Annotated in this window: 17 protein-coding genes; 7 read left to right on the top strand and 10 right to left on the bottom strand. The window is 65.9% G+C overall.

Features of this window, described 5'->3' with window-relative positions; all coding sequences use genetic code 11:
• Positions 1-7 precede the first annotated feature (7 nt).
• From metF to ACZ9C1_RS16285, 3 genes are all read left to right on the top strand, one after another.
• Positions 8-853 (top strand): methylenetetrahydrofolate reductase [NAD(P)H], encoded by an 846-nt coding sequence (metF, locus tag ACZ9C1_RS16275; protein ID WP_046853938.1) that lies wholly within the window; start codon positions 8-10, stop codon positions 851-853.
• Positions 854-969: 116 nt separating this feature from the next.
• Complete coding sequence (locus ACZ9C1_RS16280) at positions 970-1,752, top strand: substrate-binding periplasmic protein (RefSeq protein ID WP_277502205.1); 783 nt, start codon at positions 970-972, stop codon at positions 1,750-1,752.
• A 223-nt stretch (positions 1,753-1,975) separates the two neighbouring features.
• Positions 1,976-3,871: an RNA helicase RhlE2 gene (locus ACZ9C1_RS16285; protein ID WP_214500901.1), complete on the top strand. Its 1,896-nt coding sequence runs from the start codon at positions 1,976-1,978 to the stop codon at positions 3,869-3,871.
• Between the two features lie 94 nt (positions 3,872-3,965).
• Here the strand turns inward: ACZ9C1_RS16285 and ACZ9C1_RS16290 are convergent, their stop codons facing one another.
• The 3 genes from ACZ9C1_RS16290 to ACZ9C1_RS16300 all read right to left on the bottom strand — a co-directional run bounded on the left by ACZ9C1_RS16290 (position 3,966) and on the right by ACZ9C1_RS16300 (position 7,170).
• Complete coding sequence (locus tag ACZ9C1_RS16290; protein WP_023629958.1) at positions 3,966-4,544, bottom strand: YceI family protein; 579 nt, start codon at positions 4,542-4,544, stop codon at positions 3,966-3,968.
• 34 nt (positions 4,545-4,578) lie between these two features.
• Positions 4,579-5,130, bottom strand: coding sequence for a cytochrome b (locus ACZ9C1_RS16295; protein WP_111532545.1), 552 nt, complete (start codon positions 5,128-5,130; stop codon positions 4,579-4,581).
• Positions 5,131-5,343: 213 nt separating this feature from the next.
• Positions 5,344-7,170 carry a flavin monoamine oxidase family protein gene (locus ACZ9C1_RS16300; RefSeq protein WP_258599738.1) on the bottom strand — a complete coding sequence of 609 codons (1,827 nt, stop codon included), beginning with the start codon at positions 7,168-7,170 and terminating at the stop codon, positions 5,344-5,346.
• Between the two features lie 204 nt (positions 7,171-7,374).
• Between ACZ9C1_RS16300 and ACZ9C1_RS16305 the strand changes: the two genes are divergently transcribed.
• The 3 genes from ACZ9C1_RS16305 to ACZ9C1_RS16315 all read left to right on the top strand — a co-directional run bounded on the left by ACZ9C1_RS16305 (position 7,375) and on the right by ACZ9C1_RS16315 (position 10,087).
• Positions 7,375-7,806 carry a hypothetical protein gene (locus tag ACZ9C1_RS16305; RefSeq protein WP_110702107.1) on the top strand — a complete coding sequence of 144 codons (432 nt, stop codon included), beginning with the start codon at positions 7,375-7,377 and terminating at the stop codon, positions 7,804-7,806.
• Between the two features lie 73 nt (positions 7,807-7,879).
• Positions 7,880-9,286 (top strand): adenosylmethionine--8-amino-7-oxononanoate transaminase, encoded by a 1,407-nt coding sequence (locus ACZ9C1_RS16310; protein WP_102682228.1) that lies wholly within the window; start codon positions 7,880-7,882, stop codon positions 9,284-9,286.
• Between the two features lie 81 nt (positions 9,287-9,367).
• The gene (locus tag ACZ9C1_RS16315; RefSeq protein WP_110702109.1) at positions 9,368-10,087 is read left to right on the top strand and encodes a 16S rRNA (uracil(1498)-N(3))-methyltransferase; all 720 of its coding nucleotides are present in this window, start codon (positions 9,368-9,370) and stop codon (positions 10,085-10,087) included.
• Here ACZ9C1_RS16315 and trhA read toward each other — a convergent pair.
• From trhA to pilG, 7 genes are all read right to left on the bottom strand, one after another.
• Complete coding sequence (gene trhA, locus ACZ9C1_RS16320) at positions 10,084-10,701, bottom strand: PAQR family membrane homeostasis protein TrhA (protein ID WP_102682230.1); 618 nt, start codon at positions 10,699-10,701, stop codon at positions 10,084-10,086. The genes ACZ9C1_RS16315 and trhA overlap by 4 nt on opposite strands.
• A 68-nt stretch (positions 10,702-10,769) precedes the next feature.
• Entirely contained in the window at positions 10,770-11,243 is a 474-nt protein-coding gene (locus tag ACZ9C1_RS16325) for a chemotaxis protein CheW (protein ID WP_023632084.1), read from the bottom strand.
• On the bottom strand, positions 11,236-16,530 hold the full coding sequence (locus ACZ9C1_RS16330; protein WP_457378779.1) for a hybrid sensor histidine kinase/response regulator: 5,295 nt from the start codon (positions 16,528-16,530) through the stop codon (positions 11,236-11,238). The genes ACZ9C1_RS16325 and ACZ9C1_RS16330 overlap by 8 nt, the downstream gene beginning before the upstream one ends.
• An 11-nt stretch (positions 16,531-16,541) precedes the next feature.
• Complete coding sequence (locus ACZ9C1_RS16335; protein ID WP_102682257.1) at positions 16,542-18,566, bottom strand: methyl-accepting chemotaxis protein; 2,025 nt, start codon at positions 18,564-18,566, stop codon at positions 16,542-16,544.
• A 63-nt stretch (positions 18,567-18,629) separates the two neighbouring features.
• Entirely contained in the window at positions 18,630-19,184 is a 555-nt protein-coding gene (locus ACZ9C1_RS16340; RefSeq protein WP_046853926.1) for a chemotaxis protein CheW, read from the bottom strand.
• Entirely contained in the window at positions 19,181-19,546 is a 366-nt protein-coding gene (gene pilH, locus ACZ9C1_RS16345; protein WP_046853925.1) for a twitching motility response regulator PilH, read from the bottom strand. Before pilH ends, ACZ9C1_RS16340 begins: the two co-directional genes overlap by 4 nt.
• A 47-nt stretch (positions 19,547-19,593) precedes the next feature.
• Positions 19,594-19,995, bottom strand: coding sequence for a twitching motility response regulator PilG (gene pilG / locus ACZ9C1_RS16350; RefSeq protein ID WP_102682258.1), 402 nt, complete (start codon positions 19,993-19,995; stop codon positions 19,594-19,596).
• 255 nt (positions 19,996-20,250) lie between these two features.
• Here pilG and gshB point away from each other — a divergent pair, with 255 nt between their 5' ends.
• Positions 20,251-21,204 carry a glutathione synthase gene (gene gshB, locus ACZ9C1_RS16355; RefSeq protein ID WP_046853923.1) on the top strand — a complete coding sequence of 318 codons (954 nt, stop codon included), beginning with the start codon at positions 20,251-20,253 and terminating at the stop codon, positions 21,202-21,204.
• Positions 21,205-21,250 lie beyond the last annotated feature (46 nt).

Consider the following 21,250-nt stretch of genomic DNA (forward strand, 5'->3'; position numbering starts at 1 on the left):
ACCAGAGATGTCACAAGAACGCCGCTACAGTTTCGAGTTCTTCCCCACCAAGACCGATGCCGGTCACGAAAAGCTGATGGGCGTTGCCCGCCAGCTGGCCAGCTACAACCCGGACTTCTTCTCCTGCACCTATGGTGCCGGTGGCTCGACCCGCGACCGCACGCTCAACACCGTGCTGCAGCTGGAAAATGAGGTGAAAGTCCCCGCCGCCCCGCACCTGTCCTGCGTGGGCGACAGCAAGGACGACCTGCGCGCCCTGCTGGCCGAGTACCAGGCCGCCGGCATCAAGCGCATCGTCGCCCTGCGTGGCGACCTGCCGTCGGGCATGGGCATGGCCAGCGGCGAACTGCGCTACGCCAGCGACCTGGTCGAATTCATCCGCCAGGAAACCGGCAACCACTTCCACCTGGAAGTGGCCGCCTACCCGGAGATGCACCCGCAGGCGCGCAATTTCGAGAGCGACCTGGCCAACTTCGTGCACAAGGTCAAGGCCGGTGCCGACAGCGCCATCACCCAGTATTTCTTCAACGCCGACAGCTACTTTTATTTCGTCGAGCGCGCGCAGAAGCTGGGCGTCGAGATCCCGGTGGTGCCCGGCATCATGCCGATCACCAACTACAGCAAGCTGGCGCGTTTCTCCGACGCCTGCGGCGCCGAGATCCCACGCTGGATCCGCAAGCAGCTGGAAGCCTATGCCGACGACACCGCCAGCATCCAGGCATTCGGCGAGGAAGTGATCACCCGCATGTGCGAACAACTGCTGCAAGGCGGCGCACCGGGCCTGCACTTCTATACCCTCAACCAGGCCGAGCCGAGCCTGGCGATCTGGAACAACCTGAAGCTGCCACGCTGATGGTCGCGAACAAGGCTTTGGCGCAGGTCAAAGCTTTGTTCGTTCGCGCTCGCGCCGCACGCGCCTGCGGCCAGCGTTCACTGGTCTTGCCCGGGCTTGCAGCGTACTCTCACGCCATGCGCACGCTCATCCTCCCTCTCCTGCTGTTGCTGCTCGCCGGCCTGAGCCCGATGGCCCATGCCGAAAGCCTGCGCATCGTCAGCGACGACTGGGCCCCCTACCTCTATCAGGAGAACGGCCAGGCCAAAGGCATCGACTACGAGATCACCAACGAGGTGTTCAAACGCCTCGGTGTCCAGGTGCAGTGGCAGTTCCTGCCCTGGAAGCGCTGCCTGGCCATGGTCGAGCAGGGCCTGGCGGACGCCGTGATGGATATTTTCCAGGTCGACTCGCGCCAGGGCTACCTGGTCTACCCGGACGAACCGATGTCCGAGGTCGAGTTCGTCCTCTACCAAGCGCGTTCACGCCCACACCCGGTCGAGCGCGTCGAGGACCTGGCCGGGCTGACCATCGGCACCTCGCCGGGCTATGTCTACGATGGCACCTTCGCCGAGTCACCGCTGTTCCGCCGCGAGCCCGCGCCCAGCCACGAGGCCAATTTCGGCAAGCTGGCGCTAGGGCGCATCGACCTGCTGGTGACCGACCGCCAAGTCGGCCGCTATGTGAGCCATCGGCTGGGCCTGGAGCAGACCGTTGAAGAGCTGCCCCTGGTGGTCAGCAGCCGCCCGCAGTACCTGGGGCTGGCCCGCAAGCCCGGCCGCGAGGCGTTGGCGCAGGCCTTCAGCGACGAGTTGCGGCGCTTCAAACAGGAGCCCGCCTATGCGGCGATCAGTGCCCGCTACCTCGGCAATAAGGATTTTCCTTTCGCCGTTGAGCAGCAGGAACGCGGCACACGCTGATTGCTCTGCTATACTCGGGCCTTCCCGCCCGGCTCACGCCCGGACGCTCGGCCTCGCAACAGGCATCTCGACCCGCAGCCGCGCACCTTTGGTGCCCGCCCGCCGGCATTCAGGATGCGCAGTGAACGCCCAGCTGGACCGGACGCGATCGCATCCCTCCGATGCCCGTCGCGCCAGGCAGAACACCCCATCGGGCCTAGCCCCCACGAGAACAGGATTGCCCATGTCCTTTGCTTCCCTCGGTCTCTCCGAGGCTCTTGTCCGCGCTATCGAGGCAGCGGGCTATACCCAGCCCACTCCGGTGCAACAGCGGGCCATTCCCGCCGTGTTGCAAGGTCGCGACCTGATGGTCGCCGCCCAGACAGGTACTGGTAAAACCGGCGGCTTCGCGCTCCCTATTCTTGAGCGCCTGTTCCCGGGTGGCCACCCCGACAAATCGCAACGCCATGGCCCGCGCCAACCGCGCGTGCTGGTGCTGACCCCCACCCGCGAGCTGGCAGCGCAGGTGCATGACAGCTTCAAGGTCTACGCCCGCGACCTCAACTTCATCAGCGCCTGCATCTTCGGTGGCGTCGGCATGAACCCGCAGGTCCAGGCCATGGCCAAGGGCGTCGACGTCCTGGTCGCCTGCCCGGGCCGCCTGCTCGACCTGGCCGGCCAAGGCAGCGTCGACCTCTCGCGTGTCGAGATCCTGGTGCTGGACGAAGCCGACCGCATGCTCGACATGGGCTTCATCCACGACGTCAAGAAAGTGCTGGCGCGCCTGCCGGCCAAGCGCCAGAACCTGCTGTTCTCGGCGACCTTCTCCAAGGACATCACCGACCTCGCCGACAAGCTGCTGCACAACCCCGAGCGCATCGAGGTCACGCCGCCGAACACCACCGTCGAGCGTATCGAGCAGCGGGTCTACCGCCTGCCGGCCAGCCACAAGCGCGCCCTGCTGGCGCACCTGATCACCCTGGGCGCCTGGGAACAGGTGCTGGTGTTCACCCGCACCAAGCACGGCGCCAACCGCCTGGCCGAGTACCTCGAGAAGCACGGCCTGACCGCCGCGGCGATCCACGGCAACAAGAGCCAGAACGCCCGCACCAAGGCGCTGGCCGACTTCAAGGCCAACACCGTGCGCGTGCTGGTCGCCACCGACATCGCCGCCCGCGGCCTGGACATCGACCAGTTGCCCCACGTGGTCAACTTCGAGCTGCCCAATGTCGAGGAAGACTACGTTCACCGCATCGGCCGTACGGGCCGTGCCGGTCGCTCCGGTGAAGCCATTTCGATGGTCGCGCCGGATGAAGAAAAGCTGCTCAAGAGCATCGAGCGCGTCACCCGCCAGAAAATTCCGGATGGCGACCTGATGGGCTTTGACGCATCGCAGGTCGAGGCCGAGAAGCCGGAAGTGCGCGAGCGCCAGCCGAACAATGGCCGCGGTGGCCGCAACCAGCAACCTCGCGGCGAAGGCGGCAAGGAAGGCAGTGGCGGGCGCAAGGACAAAGGCAAGGACAAAGGCCGCAACAAGCCTTCGTCCGAGAAGTCCGCGGAAAAGGACAAGTCCGGCGAGAAACAGCAGCAGGGCCAGCAGCGCAAGCCGCGTGACCAGAAGCCACGCCAGCAGCAGAACAACGGCCAGAAAGCCGTGCCTGTCGCCGCCCCCAATCGCGACCCTGAAGAGTTCCTCGACGACGACGTCGACAACTTTGGCAACCGCGCCGACTACGTAAGCCCTTACCAGAACGCCAAGAACCAGGGGCGCAATCGTCGCCCGGGCGGCAACGGGGGCCAAGCCCAAGGGCAAGGCCAGCGCAGTGGTGGCGGCCAGGGGCAAGGCCAGGGCCGTGGCAATGGCCAGCAGCGCCAGGGCCAGGGCTCCGGTGAAAAGCGCCCGCGCAACGGCGGCGGTAGCAATGGTGGCGCCCGACGCGACAACAACGGTGGCCGTGCTCGCCGTGAAGATTCGTCCCGCCAGGAACCGGCCGTGCGCAACCCGCGCGAGTCGCAGAGCGCGCCAGTGATCATCCGCAAGGAATCCAAACTCGACCGTTACCCGACGCCCGAGCAACTGGACGACCTGCCAAGCCGCCCACGCGGTGAGCGCCCGGCGCTGCTGACCCGCAAGGGCTGAGCCCGCAATCGCGGGGCCTGCCCCGCGATGAGGCCATGCAAAGCCAACGAAAACGCCGCCCATTGGGCGGCGTTTTCGTTGCTGGCGAAGCGAATTACTTCTGCTTCACGCCTTCGACGCTGATATCCAGGTCCAGGGTCTGCGAAGTCGGACCTGGGCCCTTGATGCCGAAGTCGTTCAGGTTCAGCGTGGTGGTGGCGTTGAAGCCAGCGCGCTCGCCGCCCCACGGGTCCTTGCCCTCGCCATTGAACACGGCCTTGAAGGTGACGGGCTTGGTCACGCCGTGCAGGGTCAGGTCGCCGGTCACATCGGCAGTCTTGTCACCGGTCGACTTGACGCTGGTGGAGACGAACTTGGCTTCCGGATATTTTTTGACATCCAGGAAGTCCTTGCTGGCGATGTGCTTGTCACGCTCGGCGTGGTTCGACCACAGGCTGGCAGTCTTCAGGTCTACGCTGATCTTGCTGGCCTCGGGCTTCGCACTGTCCCAGGTGAAGTTGCCGTCGAAGTCCTTGAAGGTGCCGTGGATGAAGCTGTAGCCCAGGTGGCTGATCTTCCAGTCGACGAACGCGTGCTGGCCTTCCTTGTCGATCTTGTACTCGGCGGCCATGGCCTGGCCGGCGGAGATCAGGGCGGTACCGAGCGCCAGAGCGGCAAAAGTCTTTTTCAACATCCTTACTTCCTTCCTTTGCAATTGAGGTTGAGAGTCAAGCTTTGCGGCCCAGCATGCGGGTCAGGGTCGCGTCACGGTCGATGAAATGATGTTTCAATGCCGCCAATGCGTGCAGTACGGCAAAAATCACCAGGCCCCAGGCCAGCCAGAGGTGGATCACCCCCGCCAAGTCAGCCTGGTCAGGCAGGTCGCTGACCAGCGCGGGAACGTCGAACAAGCCGAACACCGGAATACCCACGCCGTCGGCGGTGGAAATCAGATAGCCCGCTATCATCACTGCGAACAGGCCCAGGTACAGCGCCAGATGGCCCAGCTTGGCGGCCAGCCGGGTGACCTTGCCATGGTTGGCCGGTGCCGGTGGCGGCGGGCTGACGAAACGCCAGACTACCCGCAACAGCATCAGTGCCAGCAACACCAGGCCGATGCTCTTGTGCAGGTCCGGACCGGACTTGCGCCATGGGTCGTAGTAATCAAGGCCGACCATCCACAAGCCCAGGCCAAACAGCCCGAAGACCGCCAGCGCCACCCCCCAGTGCAGGACGATGCTGATCAGGCCATAGCGATAAGATGAATTGCGCAGTTGCATGTTGGCGTATTTCCCCGTGAAAGCTGTGCACAAGACTAACGCGTAATGCATCGAATAAAAGCGTAAAAAGCAGCTTCTGATTATCGAAAAACCAGATATTAATTCTGAAAGCTTCCTATTAAGGAAACATTAACGATAGACGTTTGGAAGATCCGACGCCATCGCGGGGCAAGCCCGCTCACACAGGGCTCCGCGATGGCGGCTATACCGAGATCAGCCGGCCTTGGCCTGGCTGTTGACCACCGGCTTCTTGGCCGGTTCCGACTTGGCGGTGGCCTTCTTCACCGGCGCCGGTTTGGCTGCAGGCTTGTGGGCCTGCTTGGCCGCAGGCTTGGCGGGGGCCTGCTTGGTGGCCGCCGGCTTCACTGGCTCTTCCTTAGCAACGGGTGTCGGCGCAACCGGCGCGGCTGCCGGTGCAGGCGCAACCTCCTCGGCCTTGGCGATCGGCGCGGCCTTGGCCTCTGGCTTGTCAGAACCGCCAAACAGACGCGAGAAGAAGCCCGGCTTGGCCTGCTCGGCCTTCACGGGCTCCGCCTTGGCCGGAGCCTTGTCGGAAGCGCCGCCGAACAGGTTGGAGAAGAAGCCGCCCTTGTCCTTCGCGGCCGCGACGCCGGCCGCTCCAGTAGCCGCTGCGGCGGCTACCGACGCAGCCTTGGCCGGGTCGAAGGACTTGCCCGCCGCCAGGTCCTGGACCTGCCCCGCGGCACGCTGGCCGCTACGCAGGGCCCCTTCGAGGGTACCTGGGTAAAGCGCATCGGTGTGTTCGCCGGCAAAGGCGATCCGTTGTACCGGGCGCTCCCACAGGCGCCAGTATTTGCTGATCTGCCCCGGGCCGTAGGCCAGGTACGCACCGCCCATGCCGGCGTCGGTGCTGTAGCGACGGATTTCATAACCGGTGAAGGCGCCGCGTGCCTGCGGGTAGAAGGCGTGCAGGCGGATCAGTACCTGGTCGACCATCTGCTTGTCACCAAAAGCCTGGAGCAAGCGGGCGTTATCCCCGGACAGGTTGATCACCACGTTGGCGCCGCCCTTGAGCGCCGGCTCGATCCACAGCATGCCAAGGCCAGTGTTGCTGAAGATTTCCCCGGACATGCGTGCACGGCTTTCCCACACCGGATTCTTGAACTTGAGCATCAGTTGGTCGCGCCAGCCATAGTTGGTGCCCTTCAAGGCGGCCAGGTGCTGCCCGTCCAGGCCCGGTGTCATCTGGATCTTGGCCAGTGCACGCAGCGGTACGGCCATGACCAGATAGTCAGCCTGGTAGCCGACGCCGCCGACCTTGACGGTCACACCGTCTTTGTCCTGAACGATGGCGGTAACCGGCGAACTGGTCTTGATGGTCTTCAGCTGCTTGACGAAGGCCTGGGCCAACACCGGGCTGCCACCGGGCAGGCGCGCGGCGCGCAGGTCACGGTCGCTGACATTGCGGTAGACCCGGCCTTGCTGGGCGAAGTACAGCAGCGACAGGCGCGACGGCTCGTCATAGCGGGTGCGGATCTGCTGGTTGACCAGCTGACGGGCGGTGGCTGGCAGCTGCAGCTTGTCGAGCCAGGTGGACACGTTCATCTGGTCGAGGGCGAACAGGGTGCTGTTTGCCGCGGGATTGAGCGGGTCTTCGATGGAACGGGCCAGGTCGTCGAGGGTTTTCTCGAAGCGTTTGAGCGCCTCGGCAGTGGCTGGCTGCTTGGTCGCCAGATCGGTGGCGCTGAAATATTCACCGTCGATCAGGTAGCCGGGGTTGCGCACGAACTCCGGGGCCGGCAGGGTGGCGACCTTGAACTGCTCCAGATACTGGTTGAGCACCGGCTGGGTCTTGCTGTTGCCGACCCATTCGCTGGTGGCCAGGCCCGAACGCCCGCCCATGCCCGACTTGGCTTCCAGCAGGGTCACCTGCCAGCCCTTGCTCTGCAGCTCGTAGGCCGCGGTCAGGCCCGCCAGGCCACCACCGACGACGATCGCCGTCTTGTCCTTGGCCAGCGCGACGCCGCTGGTCACCCCGATCAATACCAACGCGCACAGGCGCACCCAAGCAGCAGCCATGATGGCGAACTCCGGTTAGAGAAGCGATAGAAGGGACGGGGAGCAATGCCCCGGGAGAGATGCGTTAAGAATACGTCACCTCTGCCCACCCTGCCACCGCAGTGACATCAAGTGCCTTTGGCAACTGGTAATTTTGTCAGTGGCGTTGGGTCGCCGGGGCGTGCAGCCTTGGCTGGCACTCAAGCATCGAGCCGGGGAAGAACAGTGATCTACACCGAAGATTTTGCCAGGTGGACGCCTTCCGCGCCCCTACCCGAGTGCTCCTGGCGCACGCCCACCGGCCTGAACATCGTGTCCAATGGCATTGTCTACAGCGCGCGTTACCAGACCGACGAGGGGCGGATCGGCACGGAATTGATCATCCATGGCCAGTGCGATATCGAGTTCATCTTCGGCCAGACGGTCGATTGCCTGCTGCTTGAAGTGGATGTCACCACGCTCGGCACGGCCGTCTCGACCGCCTACTGGTTGACCCTGCGCGACCTGGACTACACCGAGTTCACGCCCGGGCCCGGCACCCACGGCACCTCCTGGCACGACGTGCCCGGCCCGCTCGACCGCCTGACCCTGTCCACCCTGCCGCAGTGCACCGTGCATATCCGCCAGCTGGAATGGCGCCCGGCCTGGCGACATTGAGCGGTTGTCCTGCCCCCCGGCATTGCTTAGGCTTACGCGGTCAAACCGAGCCGTAACGCCAGGAGAAGTGCCCATGGGCCTCAACGATCAGTGGATGCAGCGCGACCTGAAGGTCCTTTGGCACCCCTGCACCCAGATGAAAGACCACGAACAGCTGCCGCTGATCCCGATCAAGCGCGGCGAGGGCGTGTGGCTGGAGGACTTCGAGGGCAAACGCTACCTGGACGCCGTCAGCTCATGGTGGGTCAACGCTTTTGGCCATGCCAACCCGCGCATCAACCAGCGCATCAAGGACCAGGTCGACCAGCTCGAACATGTGATCCTCGCCGGTTTCAGCCACCAGCCGGTGATCGAGCTGTCCGAACGCCTGGTAGCGATCACCCCCGCCGGCCTGGACCGGGTGTTCTATGGCGACAATGGCTCATCGTGCATCGAAGTGGCGCTGAAGATGAGCTTCCACTACTGGCAGAACACCGGCAAAGCGCAGAAGAAGCGCTTCGTCACCCTGACCAACAGCTATCATGGCGAGACCATCGCCGCGATGTCGGTGGGCGACGTGCCGCTGTTCACCGAAACCTACAAGGCGCTGCTGCTGGACACCATCAAGGTGCCGAGCCCGGACTGCTACCTGCGTCCGGAAGGCATGGGCTGGGAAGAGCACTCGCGGAACATGTTCGCGGCCATGGAGCAGACCCTGGCCGAACACCACGCCAGCATCGCTGCGGTGATCGTCGAACCGCTGATCCAGGGCGCCGGCGGCATGCGCATGTATCACCCGGTGTACCTCAAGCTGCTGCGCGAGGCCTGCGACCGTTACGACGTGCACCTGATCCACGATGAGATCGCCGTCGGCTTCGGCCGCACCGGCACGATGTTCGCCTGCGAGCAGGCCGGCATCACCCCGGACTTCCTATGCCTGTCCAAGGCCCTGACCGGCGGCTACCTGCCGCTGGCCGCCTGCCTGACCACCGACAAGGTCTACCAGGCGTTCTACGACGACTACCCGACCCTGCGCGCCTTCCTGCACTCGCACAGCTACACCGGCAATCCGCTGGCCTGCGCCGCGGCCCTGGCCACTTTGGACATCTTCGAGCAGGACAACGTGATCGAGGCCAACAAGGCCTTGTCGGCGCGCATGGCCAGCGCCACCGCGCACCTGGCCGACCATGCTCACGTCGCCGAGATCCGCCAGACCGGCATGGTTCTGGCCATCGAGATGGTCCAGGACAAGGCCACCAAGGCTGCCTACCCCTGGCAGGAGCGCCGCGGCCTGAAAGTCTTCGAGCACGCCCTGAGCCGTGGCGCACTGTTGCGCCCGCTGGGCAGCGTGGTGTATTTCCTGCCGCCTTACGTGATTACACCCGAACAGATCGACTTCCTGGCCGAGGTGGCCAGCGAAGGGATCGATATCGCCACCCGCGACAAGGTGAGCGTTGCCGTGCCGGCCGACTTCCATCCGGATTTCCGCGATCCGGGCTAGCCCCAGACCAACCCGAAACCTGTAGGAGCCGGCTCGTCCGCTCCTACAGGATCTGCGTCAGCCTTTTTCCAGAGCAAGCCCATGAGACTCTCCCGCTTCTTCATCGACGCCCCACTGGGCCTTGGCGAGCACGAGCTCCCCGAAGCCCAGGCCCACTACATTGGCCGCGTGCTGCGCATGGCCCCTGGCGACGCCGTGCAGCTGTTCGACGGCAGCGGCCAGGAATACCTCGGCCAACTGCTCGAAGTCGGCAAGAAAACCGTGCGCGTCAGCCTCGACCAGGCACTTCCCGGCCAGGCCGATTCGCCTTTGCATATCCACCTCGGCCAGGGCCTGTCCCGTGGCGAGCGCATGGACTGGGCGATCCAGAAAGCCACCGAGCTGGGGGCCAACGAAATCACCCCGATCGTCAGCGAACGCTGCGAAGTACGCCTGAAGGACGAACGCGCCGACAAGCGCCTGGCCCACTGGCGCCAGGTGGCTGTCAGTGCCTGCGAGCAGTGCGGGCGCTCGACCTTGCCGGTGATCCACCCGCCCGTGACCCTGGCCGAGTGGCTGAAAAGCACCGAAGCCGACCTCAAGCTGGTGCTGCACCCGGTGGCCGAGCCACTGACCAGCCATGCCAAACCGGCCAGGCTGGCCTTCCTGATCGGCCCCGAGGGCGGCCTGAGCGAAGCGGAAGTCGAGCAGGCCAAGGCTGCCGGCTGCCACGCCGCCCGCCTCGGCCCTCGCGTGCTGCGCACCGAAACCGCGCCTGTGGTGGCCCTGTCGGTGGCACAGCAACTGTGGGGCGATTTCTAACGCACGTAGAAAAACACCGCGACGAAGTGCATCAGGCTGCCGGCAATCACGAACAGGTGCCAGATGCCGTGCCAGTGGCGGAATCGGCTGTCAAAAGCGAAGAAGATGATGCCGACGGTGTAGAACACACCGCCGGCCGCCAGCCAGGCGAAACCCGCGGCACCCAGGCTGTGCAGCAGCGGTTTCACCGCCACCAGCACGATCCAGCCCATCAACGCATAGATGACGATCGACAGGATCCGTGCCTCGGAGCGCGGCTTGATCTCCTGCAACATGCCGACCAGCGCCAGCCCCCAGACCACCCCGAACAGGCTCCAGCCCCAGGGGCCGCGCAGGCTGACCAGGCAGAACGGCGTGTAGCTGCCGGCAATCAACAGGTAGATCGACAGGTGGTCGAGCTTGCGCATGACCCGCTTCGCCCGCCCGCGGGTGCTGTGGTAGAGGGTGGAGATGCTGTAGAGCAACAGCAGGGTGAAGCCGTAGATGGAGAAACTGACGATCTTCCAGGGATCGCCCTGCAGGCCCGCCACGACGATCAGCCAGCTCGCGCCGATGCAGGCCAGTACCGCGCCGACCAGGTGGGTCCAGGCGTTGAAGCGTTCACCGTAATACATGCAAGCACAGACCTCCCGCAGCAGTCAGGGTTCCTGAGCCCCGCGACAGGGCCCGCTCAACCATCATCCTAGCCAGCTGCAGATTGCAGATCAGCGTCACGTACCAATCTTTCCAGCCCGGCCAGGTCCGGCACCCGCGCCACCTGCTCGCCCACCTGCACTGCCGCCAGCTCCAGCGCGGCCAGCGGCACGTCAACATAGTTCAACTGGCTGTCGAGCTTGCACGAGCGCGGAATACCCTGCAGCAGCAACGCCAGGAAGCGCAGGCCGGTATCTCCCAATGCGTTGAGCACCACCACCCGTGCCCGCTCGCCGCAAGTGGTCTGCCCGCCACAGGCCGCCTCGAAACCGATCAACGGCAAGCGCTGCTGGCGCCAGTCCACCCAGCCCAGGTGCCAGGCCGGCTCTCCTGGCTCGCAGGCGATGGCACGATGACCAATCAATTCGGCCACCGCCACGTTGGGCAGTACCAGGGTGCGGTCGCCCAGGGGCAACAGCAGGCCGGTGAGGCTGCTGCGCTGGCCGGCGATATGTTCAAGCATGGGGCTGGCTCCAGTGGGCGATGCTCTGCAACAGGACCGACTCCTGGTAGGGCTTGCCGAGGTAATCGTTGACGCCGATGGCCATGGCCCGGTCGCGGTGCTTCTGCCCGGTACGCGAGGTGATCATGATGATCGGCAACTGTGCCAGGCGTTCGTCGCGGCGGATGCGCGTGGCCACCTCGAAGCCGTCCATGCGCGGCATCTCGATGTCCAGCAGCAACACGTCCGGGCGGTGCTCCTCGAGCAGCGCCATGGCATCCACCCCGTCCTTGGCGGTCAGCACGCTCATGCCGTGGCGTTCGAGCAGGCGGCTGGTGACCTTGCGCACGGTCACCGAGTCGTCCACCACCATCACCAGCAATGGCCGCCTGGGCACCGGGCCGGTCAGCAGATGCTGCCCCTGCGCCGCGCCCGGCAGGCGCGCCAGGCGTCGCTGCTGGCCACGCAACTGGCCGAGCAGGTCGAGAATCAGCACCACCCGCCCGTCACCAAGCAGGGTGGCACCGGACAGCCCCGGCACCGCCGCGAACTGCGGGCCCAGGCTCTTGACCACGATCTCGCGGCTGGGCGACAGGCTGTCGACCTGGATCGCGAACGATTGCTCGTGGGAATGGGTGAGCAGCACCGGCAGCGGCACGCTCTGGCCCAGCAGGTTGGGTTGCGTACCCTCCTGCAGCAGCTCGCCGAGGTAACGCAGCGCGTAGTCATGGCCGGCATAGCTGTAGCGTGGCGGGTCGAGTCGGTAGCAGGCCTCGAGCTCCGATGGCGGCACGCGCACGATGCCCTCGATGGTGTTCAGCCCAATAGCGTACTGCTCATCCTCCACGTGCACCATCAGCGCCCGGTTCACCGACACGGTGAACGGCAAGCGGATCAGGAAGCGCGCGCCCTTGCCGGGGCTGGACTCGATGCTCATCGAACCGCCCAGCTGCTTGACCTCTTCATGGACCACGTCCATGCCCAGGCCGCGCCCGGAGATCTGGGTGATCTTCTCGGCAGTGGAAAACCCCGGGCGCAGGATGAACTGCAGGATCTCGTGGTCGCTCAAGCGTGCCTGCGGATCGAGCAGGCCGCGTTTGATCGCCTTGTTGCGCACCGCCTCCAGCGGCACCCCGGCACCGTCGTCGCTCATCTCGATGACGATGTCGGCGCCTTCGTGCAGCAGGTTCAGGTGGATGGTGCCCTGCTCCGGCTTATCGGCCGCCAGGCGCGCCTCGCGGGCTTCCAGGCCATGGTCGACGGCATTGCGCAGCATGTGTTCCAGCGGCGCGACCATGCGCTCGAGCACACTGCGGTCCAGCTCGCCCTCGGCATTGCCGACCACCAGTTCGACCTGTTTGCCCAGTTCGCTCGCCACCTGCCGCACCACCCGTTGCAAACGCGGCACCAGGCGTTCGAACGGTACCATCAAGGTGGCGGTCAGCCCCTCTTGCAACTGGCTGTTGACCCGCGCCTGCTGCTGCAACAGGCTGTGCGCTTCCTGGGCCCGCTGCAGCAGGGTCTCCTTGAGGTCGAGCAGGTCCGAGGTGGACTCGAACAGCGCCCGCGACAATTGCTGCAACTGCGAATGACGGTCCATCTCCAGGGGGTCGAAGTCGTCATAGGCGTCACCCTCGAACTGGTGCCGGCTCGAGATCCGCCCCTGGGTCTCGATATCCAGGCGCAGCAGCTGGTCGCGCATGCGCTCCAGCGTGGTCTCCATCTCGTTGAGAGCGAACTGCGCATCGTTGACCTGCTGCTCGATGCGCCCACGGATCACCGAATGCTCGCCGGCCAGGTTGCCCAGGTCGTCAAGCAGTTCGGCATCGACCTTGACCATGTCCCCGGCCCGCTCGGGCGCGACAGCCGGGGCTTCGGCCGGGGCGGGCTCGGCCTGGGGCTGCCCGGCGGCGCTGTCGGTCAGCGCGGCGCTGGAGAAGTTGCGGATATAGTCGATCAGCGCCGTCGCCGCGTGCAGCGGCTCACCCAGGCGCGCCGCGTCGAGCATGTGCGCCAGGCGGTCATGGCAGTTCTGCAGCAGGCTGAACAAGGCCGGCGTCGACGGCAGCCGCGCGGCCGCCAGCAGCTCGTACAGGAATTCCAGCTCATGGGCCAGGTCGCCGATGGCGGCGATCTCGACCATGCGCGCCCCACCCTTTAGGGTGTGCAGGTCGCGCAACAGGTTCTCCACCTCGACCGTGTTGCGCGGGTCGGCCTGCCAACGCGCCAGGGACTGGGCCGCGCTTTCGAGGATATCGGAGCTCTCTTCGAGGAAAACCTCCAGTAGTTCCTTGTCGCCTTCGCTTTCCTGCGTGTCGTCCTGCGCCTCGGTCGGGCCAGGTGGCGGAGCGTTATGGCGGAAATCGCGCAGCTCGCCCAGCAACGCCACCGCCGACAGCGGTGACTGGCCCTCGCGCAAGCTGCGCAGCATCTCAGCCAGGGCGTCATGGCTGCGTGCGAGCATCTCGAACAGCCCTGGGCTTGCCCCGATCCGCCGGTCCACCAGCCCTTCGTAGAGCAGCGCGAGCTCCTGGGCAAGCACTTCGATGGCGCCAATCGCGGCCATCTGCGCACCGCCCTTGAGGGTCAGAACATCATGTTGCAACGCAGACAGCGGTGACAGGCTTTCGGGATCGTCCTTCCATTGCCGCAGTGCCTGGTCGGCGCCCTCGAGAATATCCGCGGCCTCCTCGAGAAACAGCTCGACGACAGCGGGGTCCGGCAGCTGGCCAGGTTGGGGCAGCACTGTCGCGCCAGCTGCGCCGACCAACCCCAGGGCCGCCGGGTCGAGGGCATCGTCAAGCAAGCCATGCAAGGCGGCCAGGCAATCGGGGCGGGCGGTCGGATCCTGCCCGGCGGCTATTTCGTCGAACAGGTCGAGCAGCGCTTCGTGGGCCTGACGGGCGATGGCAAAGAAACGCGGTGTCACCGCAAGGCTGCCCTCTTCGACCGCGCCATAGAGGTCGAGCAGCCCTTCGCAGACTTCATCCACCTGCCACAGCTCAGCCTGGTGCGCACCATGGCTGAGGGTGGTCATTTCCTCGAGCAGCAGGTGCAGCTCATGATGCTGCGTGGGGTCGGCCTGCCAGTTGGCCAGCCGCGCCTCGGCGTCAAGCAGGATATCCATGCCCAGGGTCAGGAAGGTGGCCGTCAGTTGCGGGTCACGTCTGGCCCGGCGCGACGGGTGCGGCTCGGCCTGGTGCCGGGCGAGCCTGGCATCGACCGTTTGCCCGACCTGCTCGATCAACGCCGCAGCCCCCGGGATGGCAGCCAATGGTGAGCTATCCAACTGGGCCAGCCCCAGGTGGAACAGCGCACGCGCAGCCTCCAGCAGCTCGATCTCGGCCTGCTGTAAAGGCAGGTGGTGACCTTTGTACTCGCGCACCAGGCGGTCGAGCGCGGTGGCCAGTTCCGCCACCGGCATCACGCCGGCCATGGCGGCGCTGCCCTTGAGGGTGTGCAAGGCGCGTTGCAGGCTGTCGCTGACCACTGTGCCTTGGGCACCAGCCACCTGCAGGAAAACATCGAGCCCGGCCAGGTGCCCCTGGGCCTCGTTACGGAAAATCTCCAGCAGCTGCGGATCGAGCCCGTCGATGCTGGCGCTGGCCGGCGTGTCATTGAGCGCCAGTGCGTGCAGATGCCCGGCCAGTTGCTCTATCTCCGCAGTGGGCGGCAATTGGCTGGCGGCGAAGTCGGCGAGCAGGTCGGGCAGGCGCACGAACACTTGCTGCAAGGCCACCAGGCCTTCGGCGCTCAGTGTGATGCGCCCCTCCAGCACCCGGTTGAGCAGGTGCTCGGCGCCCCAGGCGAGTTCTGCCACGGCCTCTGCATGAACCATCCGCCCGCTGCCCTTGAGCGTATGCAGCGCGCGGCGTACCTCGATCAGTGCCTCGCGCAGGCCGTTGTCGGCACGCCAACGCAGCCACTGGCGCTCGAGTTCAGGCAACAGTTCGCCGGCCTCTTCGAGAAAAACCTCGCGCAACTCGTCATCGACACCGTCCGCCATGCCAGAGCCAGCCAAGGGCCGCTCGAGACGCGGGCATTGCACGCCCAGGGCGGTCAGGCTCGCGTGGGCCATGTCGATGAAACGCTGGGCATCGGCCAGCGGATCGGCCACCCGCCACTGCAACCAGGCCTCCCCGGCGCACAGGGCATCGGCCAGGTGGGCCAGCTCATCGGGCAGCGGCTCGTCCTCCACATGGACCAACCAGCCCTGCACATACCCCGCGCACCCACCGAACACCTCGGCGGCGGCCGGCAGCATCAGCATCGCCAACGCCCCGCGCACCTGCTGCAGCAAACCGGGCAAGGCCTGCAGGCGCTGACGCGACCAGTCCGACTCCAGGCAGTCGCCGATCAGGTCCTTGGCCTGCTGCAGCACATTGAGCGACTCGTTAAGTACCAGTTGGCGAATCTCGGCAAGGTCAGAACCAGGCAGGTTGCCTGGCGAGGTCTCCTCCAGCGGGCCGACCATGCCGTTGAGGGTCGCCTCGACGTACAACAGCGCCCCGGCGACATCCATCAACAGCGCCTCGTCCACCGCGCCGTCCTTCTCGACCTGCGCCTGCAGCGCCAGCACCTGGTCGATGATTACTCGTCGTGGCTGCTGGAAACCCAGCACTGCCAGGGTATCTGCGACATGGCGCAAGGGTGGCAGCAAGGTTTCCAACGACTCGCGGGGCGGATGCTCGCCACTGACAAAGGGGTCGAGACGGTCCTTGATGCGCATCAGGTCATCGCACAGGGCCATCACCACCGAACGCAGCGCGTCCCGCCCAGGGCCGGCCTGCATGTGCTCACGCCAGCTCCCCAGGGAAAGGTCGAGGTTGGCGAGGTCCGCGGCGCCCGCCAGGCGCTGCCCGAGTTCGCCCAGCAGGCTGCCCTGGGCCAGGGGCTCGGCACCCCGGCAGACCCGCAGCTGGTTGAGCAACGGCATGACCACCAGCGGCAAGTCGTGACGCGCTCCCCGCAGGCGATCCAGGTAAGGCGGCAATTGCTCAAGCCCCCGGAACAGCGCGCCCAGGCAGTCACCGCGAGGGCTCACCTGGCCCTCGGCCATGGCCCGTCCTAGCAGCTCCAGTTCCTCGGCCAGGCGCGTCGCGCCCGGCAATTCGAGCAGGTGCAGGCAACCGTGCACCTGGTGCAGGTTGTCGACGAAGAACGCCAGCATCGACAGGTCGCCTGGCTCCGCCGAGAAACGCTCCAGGGCCTGGCGCGCCTGCGCCAGGCAATCGAGGAGGGGGGCCTTGATCCAGGCCAGGGCCACCGTGTCGTGGCGCTCGCCGGCCGTATTGCCCGGGCCGGCCATGCTCGCCCCGCTCACGACCGCTCCACCGGCTTGGGCAGGGTGAAACCGGATACCGAGCGGCGCATCTCGCTGGCCATGCGTGCCAGGTGGCGGATGCTGTCGGCCGTGGCGCCGGAACCGGCGGAGGTCTGCGCGGTGATCTGCTGGATCACCGCCATGGTGTGGGAAATCTGCCCGGCAGACGACGTCTGCAACTGAGCGGCATCGGAGATGCTGTGAATAAGGTCGGCCATCGTCTGCGACACGCCTTCGATCTCTGCCAGGGCCACGCCGGCGTCCTGGGCCAGCCGCGCGCCGCGCACCACTTCGGCGGTGGTCTGCTCCATGGAGATCACCGCCTCGTTGGTATCGGCCTGGATGGTGCGTACCAACGCCTCGATCTGCCGGGTTGCCGAGGACGAGCGCTCGGCCAGGCGCTGCACCTCGTCGGCGACCACGGCAAAGCCGCGGCCGGCCTCGCCGGCGAGCGATGCCTGGATGGCCGCGTTGAGGGCGAGGATGTTGGTCTGCTCGGCAATGTCGTCGATCAGGCTGACGATATCGCCGATCTCCTGGGAGGACTCACCCAGGCGCTTGATCCGCTTGGCGGTGTCCTGGATCTGCTCGCGGATATTGTCCATGCCGTGGATGGTGTTGTGCACCACCTCGTTGCCCTTGTTGGCGATGGCCACCGAACGCTCGGCCACCTTGGCCGATTCATAGGCATGCGCGGAGACCCGGTCGATCGACTCGACCATGTCGCCCACCGCCTCGGACGCCTCGCTGATCTGCTCGGCCTGGTGCTCGGAGGCCTTGGCCAGTTGACGGGCGGTGTTCTGGGTGTCCTGCACCGCAGCGGCGACCTGCTCGGCACTGTGGTTGATGGTGGCTACCAGGTCGCGCAGCTGGTCGACCGAGAAGTTGATCGAGTCGGCGATGGCTCCGGTGAAGTCCTCTGTCACCGAAACGGTCACGGTCAGGTCGCCGTCGGCCAGTTCCTCGATCTCGTCGAGCAGGCGCATGATCGCCTGCTGGTTGCGCTCGTTCTTTTCCGCGGTCTCGCGGAGCTGGCGGTGGGTGGCGCGCACCATCACCAGGCCGATGAGGATGATCGAGGCCAGTGCCAGCAGGCCGAGTACGTAGCCGCCGACAGTATCGAGGGTACGCCCGCCGGCCAGGTTTTCGAAGCCGTTGGCCAGGTGCGAGGCCTCGTCGAGCAGGGTCTGCGACAGGCTGAAGATGTTACCGGCAGCCTCGCGCACGCGGAACAGTTCGGGCGAAGTCTCGAGGATTTCGTCCACCGAGCCCGAGACGAACTGGAACAGTTCGGCGATCTCGGCCAGCCGCGCCCGGGCATCGGCGTCCTCGACGCGGGTGACCTGGATCGCCGGGTTGCCGGCGAGCATGCCCTCGAGCACCTGGCCGAAGCGGCTGGCGTCGCGGCCGAAGGCATCGGCGGCCTGCACCGAAGTCTCGTCACCGGCGAGCACGGTGTTGACCGAGCCGAGAATGCGCTCGGCCAACAGCAACTGGCGCTGGGCCACGGCCACCTGGTTGGCCGGCGCACCGCTCTGCAGCAGGATTTCCACCACTTTCTCGTATTCGACCTGCAACTGCGGAACGGTCTCGGCCAGGGTGGCCGCGACCTGGTGCAACGACAGCACGGTCTGTTCGCTGGCCAGGATGGTGTCGGTGTTCTTGCGCAGGTTCTCCCAGTCCTGGCGCACCGCGTCCATTTCGTCGCGTACCGTGGCGGGCGCGGCGGGCAGGCCGGTGGTCTTGTCCCCCTCGCGCAGGTAGCTCCAGCGCCGCTCGAAGTCGTTGCGCGCGTCGCTGAGCAGCCTGAACGCCAGCGCCTTGCCCGCCGCCGCCTCGGTGGCGTTCTTGGCAATGCGCTGGGACAGCACGCGCAGCTCGCCGGCATGGCCGATGTACTGCTTGTCGTGGTTGGCCTGGGTGTTGAGGTAGGCGAAGTTGGCGAACAACAGGACGATCGACAGGATCAGCACCACGAACAGCACGGTGATCTGCGCGGTGCTGCGCGGGCGTTGGGCCACGGCGGCGGGCGAGACGCCGGCTGCGGCAACGGTGGGTCCTGGCTTGTTCACGTCGAAAGTCCTCTACAACGCCACATCGAGAAAGCCCGGCGCCTGGGCCAGGGCGAACGGGCTGAAGATCGCCCAATTGCGCTCACGGGGAAAATGGCCCTGCACGAAGGGCGCGGCCGCGCGGATCAACGGTTGCGGCGGCGACAGCTCGAGGCTGCTCAGGGCGAAGTGCTGCAGGCCGACCACTTCGTCCACCAGCAGCCCGGCGAACAGCTCTTCGTGATCCAGCACCAGCACCCGCCGTTGCTTGCCCGCCGCCGCCGGCCCCAGGCCGAAGAATGCACACAGGTCCATCACCGGCAGCAGCCGCCCACGCAGGTTGGCCACTCCGCGCACCCAGGGCTGCACACCCGGCACCCGGCTACCGCGGGGTTCGCGCAACACTTCGGCGACTTCACCCATGGGCGCGACGAACCACTGCCCGGCGACACGAAAGCCGATGCCGCTCCATTGTTGCAGGCGGATGTCCTGCGGTGGCTGGTCGGCCACCAGCAGGCGGCAGCGCCGGTCGATGTCCAGCAGCAGCTCGAAGGCGGTCAGCGATGCGCCCTGGGGCCGGGTGGTCAAGCCTGCAGCACTTCTTTGAGCTTGGCGATCAGCGCGTCTTCTTCCACAGGTTTGGTCAGGAAGTCGCGGGCGCCCTGGCGCTGGGCCCAGATCCGATCGGTTTCCTGGTCCTTGGTGGTGACCACGATCACCGGGATGGCGCTGGTTTCCGGGTCCTTGCTCAACTGGCGGGTGGCCTGGAATCCGTTCATGCCGGGCATGACAATGTCCATCAGCACCGCGTCGGGCTTTTCCTGGCGGGCCAGGGCCACGCCGTCGGCACCGTTGTCGGCCTTGAGCACCCCATAGCCGTGCTTCTCCAGCCATTCGGTCAATCTGTACATCTCTGTCGGCGAGTCGTCGACAATCAGAACTCGGGCCATGCTGTTTCCCCATCAGGAAATAGAGACGCCGCCTTGCGTGGGCGGCGTCAGGGTGCGTGTGGATCCTGCGCGGCGAAACCGGGCACGCAGGCACGGATCGCGTCGAGCAGTTCTTCCTTGCTGAACGGTTTGGTCAGGAACTGGTCGGAGCCGACCACCCGGCCGCGGGCCTTGTCGAACAGGCCGTCGCGGGAAGAGAGCAGGATCACCGGGGTGTCCTTGAACGCGCTGTTGTGCTTGATGATGGCGCAGGTCTGGTAGCCATCGAGGCGCGGCATCAGCACGTCGACGAAGATGACCCGCGGTTTGTGGTCGACGATCTTGGCCAGGGCGTCGAAGCCGTCACTGGCGGTGATCACCTCGCAGCCTGCCTCGCCGAGCAACATCTGCGCGGTGCGGCGGATCGTGCGGGAATCGTCGATCACCATCACCTTCAGGGGTTGTTCCATATAGTTCGCCATCATTTGCTGCTCTGGTCTGAGCGGCAAGCTGCAAGTTACAAGCGTCAAGTAAAAGCAAATGGGTGTGCAGCCCGGCTCTCTTGCAGCTTGTGGCTTGGAGCTTGAAGCTGGATCGAGCCTTTTTAGCACACTCCCGAAGGCCATTCCATCCGCCCGCCCCTTGACCGTGGGCGCGCCCGGCGCCACCCTGAGCCACTTTTCTTTCGTGCCATCGCGGCCTAGGGCCGCCAAGAGGAACTACCCATGAGCGTTCGCCTCGGGATTGTCATGGACCCCATCGCGTCCATCTCCTACAAAAAGGACAGCTCGCTGGCCATGCTGCTGGCCGCCCAGGCCCGCGGCTGGAGCCTGTTCTACATGGAGCAGCGCGATCTGTACCAGGGCCAGGGCAAGGCCCGCGCACGCATGCGCCCGCTCAAGGTGTTCGCCGACCCGGCCCGCTGGTTCGAACTGGGCGAGGAGCAGGACAGCACCCTGGCCGAGCTGGACGTGATCCTGATGCGCAAGGACCCGCCCTTCGACATGGAGTTCGTCTACAGCACCTACCTGCTGGAACAGGCCGAGGCCGAAGGCGTGCTGGTGGTCAACAAGCCGCAGAGCCTGCGCGACTGCAACGAGAAGCTGTTCGCCACGCTGTTCCCGCAGTGCACGCCCCCCACGCTGGTCAGCCGCCGCCCCGACATCATCCGCGAATTCGCCGCCGAGCATGGTGATGTGATTCTCAAACCGCTGGATGGCATGGGTGGCACTTCGATCTTCCGTCACCGGGTCGGCGACCCCAACCTGTCGGTGATCCTCGAGACCCTGACCGCGCTCGGCGCCCAGCAGATCATGGCGCAGGCCTACCTGCCGGCGATCAAGGACGGCGACAAGCGCATCCTGATGATCGACGGCGAGCCGGTGGACTACTGCCTGGCGCGCATCCCGGCCAGCGGCGAGACCCGCGGCAACCTGGCCGCCGGTGGTCGCGGCGAAGCCCGCCCGTTGAGCGAGCGCGATCGCTGGATCGCCGCCCAGGTCGGCCCGACCTTGCGTGAAAAGGGCCTGCTGTTCGTCGGCCTGGACGTGATCGGCGACTACCTCACCGAAATCAACGTCACCAGCCCGACCTGCATCCGCGAGATCGACGCCGCCTTCAACACCAATATCGGCGGGCAATTGATGGACGCCATTGATCGCAAGCTTCAGGCGCGCTGACCGAAGACAGGTGGCAACACCGCGCAGTGGGGTATGATGCCGGTCC

Source organism: Pseudomonas sp. TE21435 (assembly GCF_056279265.1).

Excerpts from the sequence above, each read along its gene's own strand:
- trhA (WP_102682230.1), bottom strand. The coding sequence starts at position 10,701 with ATGTATTACGGTGAACGCTTCAACGCCTGGACCCACCTGGTCGGCGCG.
- pilH (WP_046853925.1), bottom strand. The coding sequence starts at position 19,546 with ATGGCCCGAGTTCTGATTGTCGACGACTCGCCGACAGAGATGTACAGA.
- ACZ9C1_RS16310 (WP_102682228.1), top strand. The coding sequence starts at position 7,880 with ATGGGCCTCAACGATCAGTGGATGCAGCGCGACCTGAAGGTCCTTTGG.
- ACZ9C1_RS16330 (WP_457378779.1), bottom strand. The coding sequence starts at position 16,530 with ATGGCCGGCCCGGGCAATACGGCCGGCGAGCGCCACGACACGGTGGCC.
- ACZ9C1_RS16325 (WP_023632084.1), bottom strand. The coding sequence starts at position 11,243 with ATGCTTGAACATATCGCCGGCCAGCGCAGCAGCCTCACCGGCCTGCTG.
- ACZ9C1_RS16300 (WP_258599738.1), bottom strand. The coding sequence starts at position 7,170 with ATGGCTGCTGCTTGGGTGCGCCTGTGCGCGTTGGTATTGATCGGGGTG.
- ACZ9C1_RS16315 (WP_110702109.1), top strand. The coding sequence starts at position 9,368 with ATGAGACTCTCCCGCTTCTTCATCGACGCCCCACTGGGCCTTGGCGAG.
- gshB (WP_046853923.1), top strand. The coding sequence starts at position 20,251 with ATGAGCGTTCGCCTCGGGATTGTCATGGACCCCATCGCGTCCATCTCC.
- metF (WP_046853938.1), top strand. The coding sequence starts at position 8 with ATGTCACAAGAACGCCGCTACAGTTTCGAGTTCTTCCCCACCAAGACC.
- ACZ9C1_RS16295 (WP_111532545.1), bottom strand. The coding sequence starts at position 5,130 with ATGCAACTGCGCAATTCATCTTATCGCTATGGCCTGATCAGCATCGTC.
- pilG (WP_102682258.1), bottom strand. The coding sequence starts at position 19,995 with ATGGAACAACCCCTGAAGGTGATGGTGATCGACGATTCCCGCACGATC.
- ACZ9C1_RS16290 (WP_023629958.1), bottom strand. The coding sequence starts at position 4,544 with ATGTTGAAAAAGACTTTTGCCGCTCTGGCGCTCGGTACCGCCCTGATC.
- ACZ9C1_RS16280 (WP_277502205.1), top strand. The coding sequence starts at position 970 with ATGCGCACGCTCATCCTCCCTCTCCTGCTGTTGCTGCTCGCCGGCCTG.
- ACZ9C1_RS16285 (WP_214500901.1), top strand. The coding sequence starts at position 1,976 with ATGTCCTTTGCTTCCCTCGGTCTCTCCGAGGCTCTTGTCCGCGCTATC.